The organism is Nostoc sp. (assembly GCF_036918015.1).
Taxonomy (GTDB): domain Bacteria; phylum Cyanobacteriota; class Cyanobacteriia; order Cyanobacteriales; family Nostocaceae; genus Nostoc.
The window spans coordinates 111,603-128,815 of record NZ_JBALEO010000063.1 but is presented as its reverse complement, the minus strand read 5'-3'; the positions used below and the strand labels follow the sequence as shown (position 1 = coordinate 128,815).

Sequence of the window (17,213 nt, the reverse complement as noted above, 5' to 3'; positions counted from 1 at the left end):
TGGATAAACAAAGTCCGTAAAGGGATAGACTCAGTACCTACATAACCATAAAGATATTTGAAAGATAGTTGAAAAATATTCTTAACTAGCAGGTTAAAACTCTAGTTGTAATTTGCTTTTTGGTGTCATGTAATTGTGGTTTTGGTGTGAGTACTGTGAATCGACAACTTTTTTATAGCATTTGCTTGACAGGCATTGTATCTGCGTTGATTGTGCAACCTGCGTCTGCTCAAGTTGCTTTGACTCAATCCAGTTCTTTGCAAGATATTACGCAAAGGAGATTACGTAAACATCCCATAACTACGACAGAATTTCTTTCTCAAGTCCCTAATTCCCCAACACTGCTAGAAGTGACGGGAGTCAAAGCTACTCCCACGGAGAAAGGCATAGAGTTGATTTTACAGACGACTCAAGGACAACAGTTACAAATCACAAATCGCAGTGCCAATAATAACTTTATCGCTGATATTCCCAATGCTCAACTGCGTTTACCCAGTGGTGATGGGTTCACATTCCGTTCCGAAAAACCAGTTGAAGGAATTACAGAAATAACAGTTACTAACTTTGATGCTAATACTATCCGAGTAACAGTGATAGGTGAGGCGGGATTACCCACTGCGGAGTTGTTTGACAGTGACGAGGGTCTGATTTTGGGCTTTACCCCAGTTGTATCTTCTGCTCAGACTACACAATCACCAGCACAAGAATCAGAAAGTGAAACTCAGCCAGAACAACCATCAACTCAAGGTGATCAGCCGATTGAATTGGTAGTAACGGGTGAGCAAGACGGATACAGTGTACCCAATGCCACAAGTGCTACCAGGACAGACACACCTCTGCGTGACATTCCCCAATCAATTCAAGTGGTTCCCCGACAGGTGTTAGAGGATCAACAGGCCATTCGAGCATCAGAGGCACTGCGTAATGTCAGTGGTGTCCAACGGGGAAATACATCTGGTGGTGCATCTGAGGTATTTAATATTCGCGGTTTTCAACAATTTGGAGGGAATTTCCGCGATGGCTTTAGAGACAATTTCCCTCTTGTAGAAACCGCCAATTTGGAACGGATAGAAGTACTCAAAGGACCAGCTTCTGTACTCTATGGGAATTTAGATCCTGGTGGTGTTGTTAACTACGTCACGAAACAACCACTCTCAGAGCCTTTTTATTCTGTTGGTTTGCAAGCTGGGAGTTTTGGTTTAGTGCGACCAACCTTTGATTTATCAGGCCCTTTAAACTCAGAGCGTACACTGCTTTATCGGTTGAATGCGGCTTATGAGAGAGGAGGAAATTTTCGGGATTTTAACCAGGAGGTTGAGCGATTTTTCATCTCGCCTGTAATTACTTGGAATATTAGCGATCGCACTGACATAACATTTGAATTTGAGTACGTAAATGATCAGCGACCATTTGATCGGGGATTGGTTGCTTTTGGTACGGGCGTTGCTAATATTCCCTTTGATCGAGTTCTGGGTGAACCAGACGATTTTAGCGAAAGTACAGAATTAAGGGCAGGATATCGATTTGAGCATCGTTTCAACGACAACTGGAGAATTCGCAATCGCTTTCGATTCTCTTCCGTTGACAGCATTTCCTCTTTCGCTCAATCTGGTAGTCTGAATGAAGAGACTGGGGAACTATCTAGAACCTTTTTTGGTACTGAGTTTGAACAGAAAAACTATGAATTACAAACCGATCTGCTAGGAAAGTTTGCTACTGGATCAGTCGAGCATACACTTTTATTTGGTGTTGATTTATCCTGGCGAACAGAAGATTTTTTTGTTCCATCTGCTCCTACTTCCAGTATTAATATCTTTAATCCTGTTTACGGAAATGTTTCCCGACCTAGCAGAGGTCAGTTTCCAGATAGTTTTTCTTTTAGGACTGAAACAAATTCTCTTGGCTTTTTTCTGCAAGATCAAATTACACTATCTGAAAACTTAAAACTGTTAATAGGAGGACGATTTGACATTGTTAATCAAACCTCTGAATCCAGTGAACTACAAGACGATGCCTTTACACCGCGCATTGGCATCGTCTATCAACCCCTACCGCCAATTTCCCTTTATGCCAGTTTTAGTAGATCATTTCAACCTAACTCAGGAACTCGTGTAGATGGCTCGCTGCTTGAACCAGTTCGCGGCACGCAGTACGAAGTTGGCGTTAGAGGTGAGTTTCTCAATGGTAGACTGACCACAAACCTGGCTGCATACGAAATCACCAAGAGTAATATTGGCGTAACTGATCCAGATAATCTAGATTTTTTCATTCCTGTTGGAGAACAAAGAAGCCTGGGCATTGAGTTGGATGTAACAGGAGAAATTCTTCCTGGCTGGAATATTATTGCTTCCTACGCTTATACCGATGCCAGAGTTACCAAAGATGACAACCTACAGCCTGGTAATTTACTTGATGGTGTGCCGTTTAACTCAGCCAGTTTGTGGTCAACTTATGAGATTCAAACAGGTGATTTGCGAGGCTTAGGATTTGGTTTGGGTTTGTTTTATGTTGGTGAACGCCAAGGTGATTTGAATAATTCTTTTCAAGTACCTAGCTATGTGCGTACTGATGCCAGTATGTTTTATCGACGTGATAACTGGCGGGTTGGCATTAATGTTAATAACCTTTTCAATGTCGATTATATCGAAGGTACTGGCCAGCGCAGAAATAATATTGATCCTGGTGCGCCGCTGACGGTGAGAGGAACTCTGTCGGTGGAGTTTTAGATTTTCTCGTACTTCAAGTTGAACCAAATCAACTTTTCAAAATGCATAAAATTCGTCGTGTGATTGGGTTATTTGGGTTGACGTTCCTGGCAATTCTGCTGTTTTCTGCTTGTGCTAATAATTTTTCACGAAACTTAACTAACTCTGCTGAGTTATTGTCTTCGGAGTGCAGAATAGCTAAACATATCATGGGCGAAACCTGTGTTCCTAATAACCCACAGCGAATTATAGCTACGGGTGAATCTGCTCTGGAGGCTACTTTAATACTAGGCTTGAAGCCGACAGGCACAACTACTTACGCGCAAAAGAGCTATTACTTGAGAAAAAGGTTTGAAACTTCTGCCAGTGTTGGTCTGGAATCACGACAACTAAGTTTAGAGAAAATTCTCACCCTCAAACCAGATTTAATCTTGGCTACAGATGATTACGGAGAACAGCAGGAATTATACAATCGGCTATCACGAATCGCCCCTACCGTTATTGCAAAGTGGTGGGATGGCCACAGTATTCGCTGGAAAGAATGCTTCCAATTATTTGCTGAAGCATTTGGTAAAACATCCGAAGCTAAAGAAATCGTCAATACCTATAATCAAAGGATTGCAGAATTACAGCAGCAAATGGGCGATCGCCTCCAAAATACTGTGATTTCAATTATTGCCATTTATCCTGATAGAATTCGCCTATTTGGGAAAACCAAGTCAATCAGTAGCACTATTCTAGAAGACATCGGCTTTCCTCGCCCACCTTCTCAGGAAGAGGGAGTAGATATCTCCCTCGAAAGTATTATGGATGCTGATGGCGACATCATTTTTCTACTCGCACAAGATCCCGAAGCAAAACTTTATCAGCAAATTATTAATCATCCTCTATGGAAACAACTGAGAGCAGTACAGGCTGAAAAAGTGTACAAGGTTGAAGATAGTTACTGGAGAGGAAGCGGCTACATTGCCGCCAATCTCGTTCTTGATGACCTGTTTAAATATTTAGTAGAGGAACAGTAATACCCATGTCCCAACACACTGAGATAATGAGGCATGGGTCGGCTTAAATTTGTTTGCTGCTCATACCGTTATTGATGATTTGTATATATCTAGTGAAGTAATCATGAATATGTCAATCAACAAGACTCGCAACAATTGCCGTTTTTGTTCAGAGATTTCCCAAGCTAACGGTGAAGACCCCATTGGTTCTGCTGTAACATTAGAACAATACTTCATTATTGAAGCTGCACAACCCTGGCCGGATCACATTTGGATGGAACCTGACCCCATACCACAGGGTGTATTAGAAGCATTAAACTTTGTTTGGGAAAGTGGTAGAAAAATTCGATCACTAGCGATCGCACCAGACAAAGAATACTCCCATCCAGATTACACTCGTGTATTCTACTATCACCGACCGACCAAATTTTTTGCCCAATTTGAGAAACATGAGTTTATCGTACCTCATGCTTTACTTGGCTCTTTGGCATTAGCTTTACTCAAACACCCAGAAGAACTACCAAATTTTACCCAATATCGCCAACAAACAAACCACATTCGAGAATTACTCGTTTGCACCCACGGCAATGTTGATGCAGCTTGTAGCAGATTTGGTTATCCGATTTATCAAAAATTGCGTTCTGAATACGCTGCTGCAACTAACAGTAACTTGCGTTTTTGGCGATGTAGTCATTTTGGTGGACACCAGTTTGCACCAACCTTAGTTGATTTACCTCAAGGACAATACTGGGGTCATTTACAGCCAGAAATTTTAGATTTGTTAGTACAACGCAATGGTTCAGTAAAGGAACTGTATCCATACTATCGAGGCTGGGGTGGTTTATCCTTCTTTGAACAAATCGCCGAACGAGAGATTTGGATGCTTGAAGGTTGGAACTGGCTCGAATATCAGAAAGCAGGTCAAGTTTTAGCAAGTGATGAAATTAATCAAGAATGGGCTGATGTTCGCATTGATTTCACCACAGCAGATGGAAATATCAGCAGTGCATATCAAGCCAGGGTAGAGGTTAAAGGCTCCGTAATCACAGCGTTTAACTCAGGAGAACAACCATCTTTAGAGGAAGTCAAGCAGTATTACGTCAGTAGTCTAGTGAAATTGGTATGATAAAAATTGGACTACAGCAATACTGGAATTTACTTGTAGACTATCTCCAGCCCCAAAAATGGCGGGTTGTTAAGTTTGCGATCGCCCTCCTTGCCAGCATCGGACTACAATTAATCAACCCCCAAATTCTCCGCTATTTCATTGACACAGCCGCAGTCGGTGGTTCTGGAAAAAATTTACTCTTCGCCGCCTTACTATTTATAGGTGTAGCTTTAATCACTCAACTGATCACAATTGCTGCTACTTACTACGGTGAAAACCTTGCCTGGAGAGCCACCAATGCCTTACGTGCTGACTTGGTTGAGCATTGTTTGAGACTAGATTTATCCTTTCATAAATTATCCACACCTGGTGAATTATTGGAGAGGGTAGATGGAGACGTTCAGACTCTTTCGCAATTCTTCTCCAATTTCACCGTTTACATCTTGGGCAATTTGCTGCTGATGTTGGGTGTAATTGTAATTTTGTTTGCAGAAGATTGGCGTGCAGGAATAGCGATCGGATTTTTTACCCTAACGGCATTATCCACTTTAATTCGCCTACGTTCCATTGCCGTTCCCCATTGGGGAAGTTACCGCCAAATTAGTGCCGATTTTTTTGGTTTCGTCGGTGAACAATTAGCGGGAATAGAAGATGTGCGGGCGAATGGAGCTAGAAGCTATGTTATGCAACGCTTCCACCAAATTTTGCAAGGCTGGTTGCCCATCTTTCACAAAGCGCGTTTTGCCAGTACTATTCTTTGGGGTACAACAAACGGTATCTTTACTTTAGGGACTGCGATCGCTTTAAGCGTCGGTGCTTACCTTTGGAGTCAAAATATTATTACCATCGGCACAGTATATCTACTGTACTATTACACCAATTTACTCAGTGAACCGATTGAGCAAATTCGCAACCAATTTGAAGACCTGCAACAAGCAGAAGCCAGTATTTACCGCATTCAAGATTTACTCCAAGTTAAATCTCAACTCAGTACAGGAGGCGAACAGCAACTTCCTCAAAGCGCACTTTCCGTAACTTTTGAGAATGTCTCATTTGGCTACAATGAACGAGAATCAGGGACTGGGGATTTGGTACTGCAAGATATATCTTTTAATTTACCTGCTGGTCATTTACTGGGTTTACTGGGACGTACAGGTAGCGGTAAGTCTTCCCTGGCACGTTTATTACTGAGGTTATATGATCCCCAATCAGGCTCAATTTGCTTGGGAGGAGTCCCGATTAACCAAACTTCTTTAACAGATTTGCCTCAAAAAGTGGGATTAGTTACTCAAGATGTCCAACTGTTTCAAACTACAGTCCGTAACAATCTCACCTTTTTTAACCAGAATATCAGTGATGAACGCATATATGAAACCTTAGAAACATTGGGATTATCAGCATGGTTGCATTCATTACCCCAAGGCTTAGATACAAATTTGGGGACAGATAGTAGCGGCTTATCTGCGGGACAAGCACAGTTACTAGCATTTACTCGCGTGTTTCTCAAAGACCCTGGTTTAGTAATTCTAGACGAAGCCTCTTCTCGCCTCGATCCCATGACAGAAAAACTGATTGAAAAGGCTGTAGAGAAGTTATTAACTGGGCGTACAGGGATTATTATTGCCCATCGTTTAGCCACTATAGAAAGAGCAAATCAAATTTTAATTTTAGAACAAGGTCAAGTTAGTGAATATGGTCAACGACAAGAATTAATTAAAAATCCTAAATCGCGTTTTTCACAATTATTACAAACTGGTTTGACCGATTTATTAAACTAATACTCTTCTCTTTGTAAATTACGAATTACGAATTACGTTAGCGTAGCGGGGCGTACCCCATTATAAAATATCATGGTGTCACCAAAAAAGCTCAGAGGTTGGGAATTATTATGGCAACTTATTTGTTACAAACCAAAATTATACATAATTGATAGCTGCTTCTGGATTCTCATTATGGGCTTGCCTGCCTTACCTGGATTAATTATTCGGGAATTCTTCAACAGTTTGACTAACGAGGCAAAATTCGGATTATCACCTTTGACTTTAATTGAATTATTACTAGCTCTGAACTTGGGACACATCGCAGTTATATTTGCAGGGCGTGTTACCAAAACTCAGCACCGTTTCATTATGCGGTCATTAGTACGACATAATTTGTTAGACCGCCTTTTCAAAAACCCTACAGCACAGCCGATGGTTGTTAGTAAAGATGGTGAAACAACTGTATCTCAGGGTGAAATAATTAGCTACTTTCGTGATGATGCCGAACAAGTAGAAGAAAATGTAGCATTGATATCAGAGATTTTAGGACAAGGAATATTTTCTGTTATTTGTTTAATAATTTTATTAAGTATCAATGTCCAAATGACATTGTTTGTGTTTCTGCCTGTGGTGGGGATGGTAGTGATTGTTCAACGAGCAGAAACTCGGATTAAAAAATATAGAAAAGCCAGCCGCGAAGCTACTGAAAAAGTAACAGGAATTTTAGGTGAAATATTTGGCTCAGTACAAGCGATTAAGGTAGCTGGAGCAGAAGAAAATGTGCTGGATTATTTTCGCACACTGAATGATAAACGCCGCCAGATGATGATTAAGGATAGCCTGTTCAATGCTATTCTCAATTCTTCCTTTCAAAATATGGTAAGTCTGGGAACAGGGATAATTCTGTTGCTAGCTTCTCAATTAATGCAAAATAAGGTTGGTAAATTGACAGTGGGTGACTTTGCCTTGTTTGTCTATAACCTCTCTTTTGTAACTAGCTTTTTTAATTTTCTAGGCAACTTCATGACGTTGTATAAACACACAGAAGTTTCTTTTGAACGTATGGCTAGCTTACTGTCTGGTGTATCAGCAGAGACTTTGGTGACTCCTAATCGTCTTTATCTTAATGACCTAAATGTTCGCAAGAAATCCTTGCCACCATTAAAACAAGCTTTGAAGAATGAGAGCGATAAGCCTGAAGGTATGGCTAGCGCTTACCGTTTGCAATCATTGAGAGTATCTAATTTAACTTATTATTATCCTGGTACAACTCAAGGAATTACAGATATTAGCTTTGAAATGCAGCGCGGTAGTTTGACTGTGATTACTGGTCAGATTGGTTGTGGTAAAACTACATTGCTGCGGCTATTGTTAGGATTATTACCTATGCAAAGCGGGGCAATTTACTGGAATGGGCGTATAGTTGAAAATCCTGCTAATTTCTTTGTTCCGCCTCGCAGTGCTTATACTCCCCAAATTCCTCAATTGTTTAGCTACACCCTGCGAGAAAATATTTTGTTGGGTTTGTCTAAAGATGATCAAGATATCGCCACAGCTTTAAAAATGGCTGTGTTTGAGCAAGATTTAGCGATTATGAATGAAGGGCTAGAAACTTTGGTTGGTTCTAAAGGTGTGCGGCTTTCTGGTGGACAAATACAACGGGTAGCAGCAGCACGGATGTTTGTGCGTCAATCGGAATTGTTGGTTTTTGATGACCTTTCCAGCGCCTTGGATGTGGAAACAGAATTGGCGTTGTGGTCGCGGATATTTGTTAACAGTACAAAATCAGATCAAGATAATTGGACACCGACCTGTCTTGTGGTTTCTCATCGGAATTCAGTTTTGCGTCGCGCTGACCAAGTGATTGTTTTGAAAGCAGGGAGAGTAGAAGCGCAAGGGAAGTTAGATGAAATTCTCAGTCGTAGGGAAGCTAATTGGATTTTTTAAGCGATCGCCCCAGGTGCAGGATCAGGGTGGTTTCATACAGCGAGAGAAAAATAATAATGATTTGTAGAGGGTGGAGAAAAATGGATAGCTAACAAGTATGAATCTCGTCGAACAATTGCAGCAAGTCCCAGACTATAGGCATATCCGGGGACGAAGACATGAATTATGGTTAGTATTATTGCTCATAAGTTGTTCGGCATCTAGTTTTACAAGACAATCTAATACAGGAAACGTTTTCTGGCGCTAAATTATCAAATTTAAATGCGCGACAGCTTAATACAAGGTAATATCTTATGGTTCGTCTTGTAACTGACACTGAAGCCGTAAACCTTGTTTTTAATGATGCAATTGTTGGGTTGTAGAGATTGTATGGTTATGTCGCCAGCGTGCGAACCGACAGGTCGGCGCTTCGCTATCGCGTAGTGGGTGGTATCCATTATCGTGAATTAAATTATACGTAATTACAATTATTTATAGGTATTATTTTTCAATCTGTTTATTTATCAAACAGTAGATATATTACAAAGGTAGTATTTTGTGATACAAGATAAGACGATTGGTATTAAAGGCACTGTCAATTAATCTAGTTTATTGATAATAGCCTTAGTAATAAAATGACCCTACTAAACATACCTTGTCTTAGTTACAGGACTGTACGGTGACAGCAATAGTCTGTTGTGGAGTGCAACTGTAGTAAATCAGATACAGAGCGGATTGTGGGGTTCTATCCTAAGTTGATTAACTTCGACGTAATGCTGAAATAATTGGGTTAATTTGCCCTCAGAATACCTCAATTATGGGGATTGTTAGAGTTTATTTTTCAGTTAATTATTTATTTTGATTGACAAAAATCAAACCCAATTTCACTTAATTGGGGTAATTAGTGTATAAATTGGGGTAGTTAGGAGTAAATACGGGGGTGAGTTCTCCCACCGTATGGTTAAAGTAAGAGTATTGACAAATAGCTTACTGAGAAGCTTGATTTGCACGTTATATAGAAAAGAAGTTATGGCGAGAGCGAGTAAGCCAGCTGATTCGGTTGAGTTGGCGCGTATCATGCGGAATAAAGATATGGAGGACGGTATAGTAATTAGCTATCTCCAGTCAAAGAAGCGAGGGCAAACTGAGTTAGTATATGAGATATGAGGCGCTGCGGGCGTATTACCTACCGTTTGCGCTATCTGCTGCGGGGGTATCTGGTGTTGAATTGCAGTCAGCCCTCCATGATGCGATCGCGCAACTTGAAGTTCAGATCATTAAGATGAAACGGACGTTTGGGATGGAGGGGTTGCCCCAGATAGTTCTTGTTAATCCTCATAGTGGAGTTTTCTCGCAAGGTGCAATTGGCTTACAACCAACAATTGGAACTAACGGAGTAGGAATAACTCCTGTTTCAGCTAATTTAGTTCCTCCTTCGGTTTCTTTTTTTGATGCCACTGAGCCAAGTTCTGTGTCGTTAGCTGTTGCGACAGAACCAGTCGGATCAAATGTTTTGGGAGAAGATTCCGAAGATGATGGGTTCTTTAATGATGAGGAGGATGACCCAATTGCTAAGGCAGAAATAGAAGTTGATGCAGGATTTCGTCTGGAGTGAGGGGATTATTAGGGTCTGTTTTAAAACTAGAGCCGCAGGATGATAGAAGCGAGTGTTAGCATTGCAAGATAGTTATCAGCTTTTTTGTCATACCGTGTAGCAATGCGACGAAATTGATTTAAACGGTTGAAACATCTCTCGACCTGATTACTTTGGCGATAATAGGTAGATTGACTTCTCAAAGTAGAACTTGAATAATAAGCATTAATTCTATTTGGGCTTGCGGTTCTTTTTATGCTTTGACAAGGTGATAAGAATGATTACGCTACCTGACGTTGCGGTTGATGCTCAGATATATTCCAGCAAGAATTCTGTGGTGTATCGTGGCATCAAGCTGTCAGATCGCACGCCTGTTATTCTCAAAATTCTCAAACAGGACTATCCTACGGCATCGGAAATCATCCGCTACAGGCAGGAATATGAAATTACGCGATCGCTTAACTTAGAAGGCGCGATCGAGGCATATAGTCAGCAGGAATATCAGCGCACACTCATTATTCTTTTAGAAGATTTCGGTGGAGAGTCTCTGGAGAGATGGATACAGCAGCGTCCAGATTTCTGCCCTATGCCCTTATCAGCTTTTCTATCCCTTGCCATTAAACTCACAGGTATTCTGGGCAGAATTCATGCTGCTGGTGTCATTCATAAAGATATCAACCCTAGCAATATTGTCTTCAATCTAGATACTGGGGTCGTTAAATTTATTGATTTCGGAATTGCTACTCGATTTAACCGCACCAATCCAACCTTCAAAAACCCTCATGTTCTAGAAGGCACTCTTGCATACTTATCTCCAGAGCAAACCGGGCGGATGAACCGTTTGCTTGATTATCGTACTGATTTTTACTCCCTTGGCGTAACGTTCTACGAACTGCTCACTGGACAGTTACCGTTTGCCACAAGAGATATTCTTGAACTTGTCCATTGTCATCTTGCCAAATCACCTGTTCCGCCTCATGAACTGAACGCAACAATTCCCAAAGCAGTTTCAGATATCGTTTTGAAACTAATGGCCAAAAATGCGGAGGATCGCTATCAGAGTGCTTGGGGTATCAAAGCAGATTTAGAAGTTTGTGCTGACCAATTAAAAAAAATCGGGCAAATTAATAGCATTCAACTGGGTGTATTAGATGTTTGGAATCAGTTTCAAATTCCCCAAAAACTTTATGGACGAGATCAGGAAGTTGCAATGTTACTAGCGGCTTTTGAGCGCGTAGCGTGTCCGTTGGCGCAGCCTCCCGCAGAAAAGGACAGTCGCGTTGCTTTAGAAAATATTGTACAACAAACTTCAGAACAGAAACTAACAGACAATCAAGCCTTCAAAGTCGAAATGATGCTGGTTTCTGGCTATGCGGGAATTGGAAAATCAGCATTAGTGCAGGAACTTTATAAACCAATCACCGTAAAGCGCGGCTATTTTATTTGGGGTAAATTCGATCAATTTCAGCGTAATATTCCCTACAGCGCGATCGCAGATGCCCTGCAAAAATTGGTACAACAATTGCTGGGTGAACCGGATGAGCAACTTCAACAATGGCGATCGCGCTTGTTAACGGCTTTGGGAACCAACGGACAAATTATCATTGATATTATCCCGGAAGTTGAATTAATTATCGGCAAGCAGCCGCCTGTATCAGAAGTTGGAGCAACTGAAGCTCAAAATCGCTTCAATCTAATTTTTCAGAAGTTTGTACGGGTGTTTTGTTCAGAGTCACACCCGCTTGTGATCTTTTTAGATGATTTGCAATGGATAGACTCAGCAACGCTGAAGTTAATCGAGCTGATGTTGCTTGATGAACAAACCCAATTCCTATTTTTAATTGGAGCCTATCGAGATAATGAGGTAAATCCAACTCATCCGTTGATGTTAACGCTAGAAAGACTGCGAAAACAAGGGGCAGTGCTTCAAGAAATCATTTTAGCACCATTAACGCTGGGCCCGTTGAATCAGTTGATTGCCGAGACGCTACATCAGAATGCAGACATCGTTCGTCCCTTAACTGAGTTAGTTTTGCGTAAAACTGAGGGCAATCCGTTCTTTGTCGGTGAATTTTTGAGAATGCTGCATAGCGAAAATCTACTGACCTTTGATGCACAAAACTTATGCTGGCAATGGAACATAGCTGATATTCAAGCTCAAAATATCACTGATAATGTGGTGGAGTTGCTACTGATCCAGTTAAATAAATTACCAGAAAACACACAACAAATTCTCCAGTTAGCAGCTTGTATCGGTGCTGAATTTAATTTAAATACGTTAGCGATCGTTTGCGAACAATCTCCTAAAGCAATTTCTCTAGATTTACTAGTAGCCATTCAAGCTGGATTAATTCAACCTATATCTGAATTAGACGAAAACCTATTAGTTCAAGAATATAAGTTTTTGCACGATCGCGTACAGCAAGCAGCATACACCTTAATCGATGAGTCGCAAAAACTTGGGGTACATCTGCAAATCGGTCGCAATTTACTCCAAAAGACTTCGCCGGAGCATCTAGCAGAGCGGTTGTTTGAAATTGTTGACCAACTGAATTATGGAACTGAGTTAATCAGTGAGCAATCTGAACGGAATGAGATTGCCAAACTGAATTTGCAAGCAGGTCAGAAAGCGTTGGCAGCGACGGCTTATGAAGCAGCTTTCAAGTATTACAATGCAGGGCTTAAACTCCTTGATGTGGAAAGTTGGCAGCGTGAGTATGACCTAACTTTGGTGTTGCATTCAGAGGCAGCAGAGGCAGCATACCTCAGTGGTCACTTTGACGAAATGGAGCGGCTTGTAGAAGAAGTGCTTAACTGTGCGAAGACAGCGCTCGATAAAGTGAAAGCTTACGATAGCAGAATTCAAGCATGGCTGTCGCAGGGCGACCCTAAAGAAGCACTTAAAACTGGCTTGGAAGTGCTGCAACTCTTGGGAATTAGTTTAGTGGAAGCTCCAAGTCAGTTAGATGTTCAAGCAGGATTAGAGGAAACAGCTTCACAATTCGCTGGGCGGGAAATCGAAGATTTGATCGATCTACCAGAGATGACTGAACCTGTACCACTGGCGGCAATCCACATTTTAGTAAGCACAGTGGGTGCGGCTTTTAATGTGTCACCGGCTCTGATGGTGCTGATTGTGTGCAAGATGGTGAATTTATCGATCGCCAATGGAAACGCTATCTGGTCACTTCTCGGTTATGCTGCTTATGGCATGATGCTATGTGGAGTTGTACAAAATATTGAACTGGGCTATCGATTTGGCAAACTATCCTTAAATTTAGCGAAAAGATTAAGTAATAAGAAAGGTAACTGCAAAGCATTGCTGATGGTGAATTTTCATATCATTCACTGGAAAGACCACCTGAAAGAGACGTTCCCTAGTTTAGCGGATGCTTATCAAAGCGGTATAGAAAGTGGAGAGTTTGAATTTGCCAGTTATTGTGCATTCAGCCTATGTTATTACCCCTTTTTTGCAGGACAAGAACTCACAGAACTGGAACAACAAACAGCGATTTATCGTCAAGCCACCAATCAAATTAGACGAGAGACTCCTGCCACTTGGCTGGCAATGTTGCAGCAAACGATCCTTAACCTGCGAGGTCAATCTGAAAATCCAAGTCGCTTAGTGGGTTGTATCTATGACGAAGAGCAAGCACTATCACGGGCGATCGCTGTCAAAGATGGAACTAGCCTTCACTACTTTTACTTAAATAAGCTGATTTTATGCTATCTGTTCGGAGAGTATGAGCAAGCTGCAAAAACGGCTACTTTGGCAGAACAGTATTTAGGCGCAGCCACAGCAATAATCTCTGTACCTCTATTTCATTTCTATGACTCCCTAATATTTCTGAGCTTGTTGGCAAATGCTTCAAACTCTGAAAAAGCAGCTTGGTTGAATCGCGTTAACGCCAACCAGGAAAAAATGCAGAAATGGGCACACCACGCCCCCATGAATTTTTTGCATAAGTTTCAGTTAGTTGAGGCAGAGAAAGCACGAGTTTTCGGTCAGTTTTTTGAGGCAGAGGAGTTTTACGAACAAGCAATTTTTGGTGCTAAAGAAAACGAGTACCTTCAAGAAGAAGCTTTAGGCTATGAGTTAGCTGCAAAACATTACTTGGCTCGTGGTCGAGAAAGGTTTGCTCAACTCTATATGAAGGAAGCCCATTACTGCTATGAGCGATGGGGAGCAACTGCAAAAGCCAAAGATTTAGAGACTCGCTATCGCCAGTTTTTTTCTCAGTCACTGAATGTGGCTGGCGCACTAGTTCATACCACTGCTGGAACTACTTCTAATAGCTCAGATATCGCTTTAGACTTAGCGGCGGTGATGAAAGCATCTCAAGCCATCTCTCGTGAAATTGAACTCGATCAGTTACTCAATTCTTTGATGCAGATATTAATTGAGAATGCTGGCGCACAAACTGGATGCTTGATTTTGGAAAACGCAGGAGAATGGGCGATTGAAGCTGCTTGTGAACTCAATGGTGATGCGAATCTTTGTGCTACACAAGTATTGCAATCGATTTCAATGGTAAATCGCTTACCCGAATCCATCATTCATTATGTGATTCGGACTCATGAATCTGTGATCTTAAATGATGCAACTCGTGAAGGTAATTTCATCAATGAGCCATATATTCAGCAGAACCAAACGAAATCACTTCTTTGTTTACCGTTGTTGAATCAAAGTAAACTTGTTGGTGTGCTGTATCTGGAAAATCGATTAGTAACTGGAGCATTTACAGCAGAGCGATCGCAACTTCTAAGTTTACTATCTACTCAGGCAGCAATTGCGATTGAAAATGCCAAACTCTATTCAAAGCTACGCACTAGCGAAAGTCAGATGGCTCAATTTCTAGAAGCGGTTCCGGTAGGAATTGGAATAGTGGATGCGACTGGTCGCCCCTACTACGCTAATCAACGGGGAATTCAGTTAATGGGCAAAAAGATCGATCCTTTGGTAGCACCGGAGCAAATTGCAGAGGTTTATCAACTTTATGTGGCAGGAACGGATCGGATATATCCAACTGAGCAACTGCCAATCATCAGGGCGTTGAGTGGCGAACGCACCAGAGTTGACGACGTAGAAATTCACCAAAACAACGCAACCATTCCAGTTGAGGCATGGGGAACTCCAGTCTTTGACGAACAGGGCAATGTGGTTTATGCGATCGCCACCTTTCAAGATATTACAGAGCGCAAACAAGCAGAGCAACTATTAGCCAATTACAACCGCACCTTAGAGCAACAGGTAACTGAAAGGACGGCAGCTTTACAGCAAAGCCAAGCAGAACTGCGCGAGCGAGAACAGGAATTACGAGTGATCACGGACGCTCTACCTGTTTGTATCACTTATGTAGATGCCGGTCAGCGTTATCGGTTTGTCAACCGCACCTATGAAGACTGGTTTCACCATAGTCGAGGTGAGATTCTGGGGAAGCATATTTGCGAAAACTTGGGTGAGGCGGCTTATCAAGTTGTACAACTGTACATCAATCAAGCACTGGCAGGGCAAATCACAACCTATGAGGCAGACATTCCCTGTGTGTTTGGCAAGAAATATATCAGTAATTCTCTCATCCCGGATTTCGATGACAATGGTCAAGTCAAAGGATACTATGGTCTGATTACAGATATCAGCGATCGCAAACGTGCCGAAGAAGCCTCAATTTTAGAGGAACGCAACCGCATGGCACGCGAAATCCATGACACTCTCGCGCAAGCCTTTACGGGGATTCTGGTTCACATGGGAACCGTTTCTCGATTAGTGGCAACCAACCCCCAAGCAATTCAAACACATATTAATACCGTGCGAGATTTGGCTCGCACCGGGCTGACAGAAGCTCGACGCTCCGTTGCAGCACTGCGTCCCCAATCCTTAGAAGACGGCAATCTCTGGACAGCACTGCAACGATTTGTAGCTACAATGCAATCTTCAACCGAAACCAGCCTGATTTGTGATATTATCGGCACGCCCTATACGTTACCGCCTGAAACAGATAATAATCTGCTGAGAATTGCACAGGAAGCATTTACAAATTCAATTAGATATGCTAATGCAAATGAAATTCGGATTGAATTAGTTTATGAACCAACGCAATTCTTCTTACGAATTAAAGACAATGGACAAGGATTTGAAGCCAATCATACAACCCTAAATCGGGGGTTTGGCTTACTGGGGATTACCGAACGAGCGGAACGCATTGGGGCACAACTCTCAATTGAGAGCCGACTAGGGCAGGGAACAGAAACGAGCGTATCTGTACATCGGGAGGTATCAGCATGAGTCCGTCTACAGCAATCCGCGTTTTGATTGTTGACGATCACTCAATCGTCCGGCAAGGACTAGCTGCGATGATTGAGAATGAGCCAGATATGACGGTGGTAGGTCAAGCTGGCAATGGACAGGAAGCGATCGCTCAATATCGGCAACTCCAGCCTGATGTCACCTTAATCGACTTGCGGATGCCCCAGGTAAGCGGCGTTGATGCGATCGTTGCCATCTGTGCTGAATTCGCCCATGCCCGGATGATTGTACTGACCACTTATGACGGGGACGAAGATATTTATCGAGCATTACGCGCCGGAGCCAAAGGCTATCTGCTCAAAGACGCTGAACCGGATGCACTCCTGAATGCGATTCATATTGTTCACAGAGGACAACAGTATATTCCTTCCGAAGTCGCTGCTAAACTAGTGCAACGGATGAACATTCCAGAGTTGAGCGATCGAGAACAAGAGGTTGTTCGTCAGATGGTGCTTGGCTTGAGTAATCACGATATTGCTGCGGCTTTGAATATTACTGAAAGTACCGTCAAATTTCACATCAACAAAATTTTGAGCAAATTAGGTGTGAGCGATCGCACTCAAGCGGTAATTATCGCTCTGAAGCGGGGACTTGCCAAGTTGTGAAAGCAATGAGAACTGAACTTAAGTTCGGTTGAGGATTAGTTTTAGAGATAGTAAGCAGCTGTTGTTTCATCCCTTCAATTACTCAACTCTGAGTTGGCGACAAAGCTGAATTAGTTTCATAAGCTAAAGACATAGAAAAAACGGAGTCGGGAGGAATCACAGACAGGAGTCATGGCAATCCCTCGATGCTATGAAAAACCTTCTTGG

Annotated in this window: 8 protein-coding genes and 1 pseudogene; 8 read left to right on the top strand and 1 reads right to left on the bottom strand. The window is 42.0% G+C overall.

Going from position 1 to position 17,213, the window contains the following annotated elements; all coding sequences use genetic code 11:
* Positions 1–155: 155 nt before the first annotated feature.
* The 6 genes from V7K61_RS15580 to V7K61_RS15555 all read left to right on the top strand — a co-directional run bounded on the left by V7K61_RS15580 (position 156) and on the right by V7K61_RS15555 (position 10,115).
* Positions 156–2,726 carry a TonB-dependent receptor gene (locus V7K61_RS15580; RefSeq protein WP_335054393.1) on the top strand — a complete coding sequence of 857 codons (2,571 nt, stop codon included), beginning with the start codon at positions 156–158 and terminating at the stop codon, positions 2,724–2,726.
* 41 nt (positions 2,727–2,767) lie between these two features.
* On the top strand, positions 2,768–3,727 hold the full coding sequence (locus V7K61_RS15575; protein ID WP_335054391.1) for an iron-siderophore ABC transporter substrate-binding protein: 960 nt from the start codon (positions 2,768–2,770) through the stop codon (positions 3,725–3,727).
* A gap of 109 nt (positions 3,728–3,836) precedes the next feature.
* Complete coding sequence (locus tag V7K61_RS15570) at positions 3,837–4,832, top strand: sucrase ferredoxin (protein ID WP_335054389.1); 996 nt, start codon at positions 3,837–3,839, stop codon at positions 4,830–4,832.
* The gene (locus V7K61_RS15565) at positions 4,832–6,592 is read left to right on the top strand and encodes an ABC transporter ATP-binding protein (protein WP_335054477.1); all 1,761 of its coding nucleotides are present in this window, start codon (positions 4,832–4,834) and stop codon (positions 6,590–6,592) included. Before V7K61_RS15570 ends, V7K61_RS15565 begins: the two co-directional genes overlap by 1 nt.
* A gap of 72 nt (positions 6,593–6,664) precedes the next feature.
* The gene (locus V7K61_RS15560) at positions 6,665–8,521 is read left to right on the top strand and encodes an ABC transporter ATP-binding protein (RefSeq protein WP_335054387.1); all 1,857 of its coding nucleotides are present in this window, start codon (positions 6,665–6,667) and stop codon (positions 8,519–8,521) included.
* A 1,135-nt stretch (positions 8,522–9,656) separates the two neighbouring features.
* Positions 9,657–10,115, top strand: a complete 459-nt coding sequence (locus V7K61_RS15555) for a hypothetical protein (protein ID WP_335054385.1) — start codon at positions 9,657–9,659, stop codon at positions 10,113–10,115.
* Between the two features lie 26 nt (positions 10,116–10,141).
* Here the strand turns inward: V7K61_RS15555 and V7K61_RS15550 are convergent.
* Positions 10,142–10,276: pseudogene (locus tag V7K61_RS15550) on the bottom strand (IS5-like element ISMra2 family transposase); the annotation flags it as partial.
* A 95-nt stretch (positions 10,277–10,371) separates the two neighbouring features.
* Between V7K61_RS15550 and V7K61_RS15545 the strand changes: the two are divergent.
* Both V7K61_RS15545 and V7K61_RS15540 read left to right on the top strand, forming a co-directional pair.
* Entirely contained in the window at positions 10,372–16,380 is a 6,009-nt protein-coding gene (locus V7K61_RS15545) for an AAA family ATPase (protein WP_335054383.1), read from the top strand.
* Complete coding sequence (locus V7K61_RS15540) at positions 16,377–17,006, top strand: response regulator transcription factor (RefSeq protein ID WP_335054381.1); 630 nt, start codon at positions 16,377–16,379, stop codon at positions 17,004–17,006. Before V7K61_RS15545 ends, V7K61_RS15540 begins: the two co-directional genes overlap by 4 nt.
* Positions 17,007–17,213 lie beyond the last annotated feature (207 nt).

Bases quoted from the DNA above. Each gene is read 5' to 3' on its own strand.
- V7K61_RS15575 (WP_335054391.1), top strand. From the start codon at position 2,768: ATGCATAAAATTCGTCGTGTGATTGGGTTATTTGGGTTGACGTTCCTG.
- V7K61_RS15570 (WP_335054389.1), top strand. From the start codon at position 3,837: ATGTCAATCAACAAGACTCGCAACAATTGCCGTTTTTGTTCAGAGATT.
- V7K61_RS15560 (WP_335054387.1), top strand. From the start codon at position 6,665: ATGGTGTCACCAAAAAAGCTCAGAGGTTGGGAATTATTATGGCAACTT.
- V7K61_RS15555 (WP_335054385.1), top strand. From the start codon at position 9,657: ATGAGATATGAGGCGCTGCGGGCGTATTACCTACCGTTTGCGCTATCT.
- V7K61_RS15545 (WP_335054383.1), top strand. From the start codon at position 10,372: ATGATTACGCTACCTGACGTTGCGGTTGATGCTCAGATATATTCCAGC.
- V7K61_RS15540 (WP_335054381.1), top strand. From the start codon at position 16,377: ATGAGTCCGTCTACAGCAATCCGCGTTTTGATTGTTGACGATCACTCA.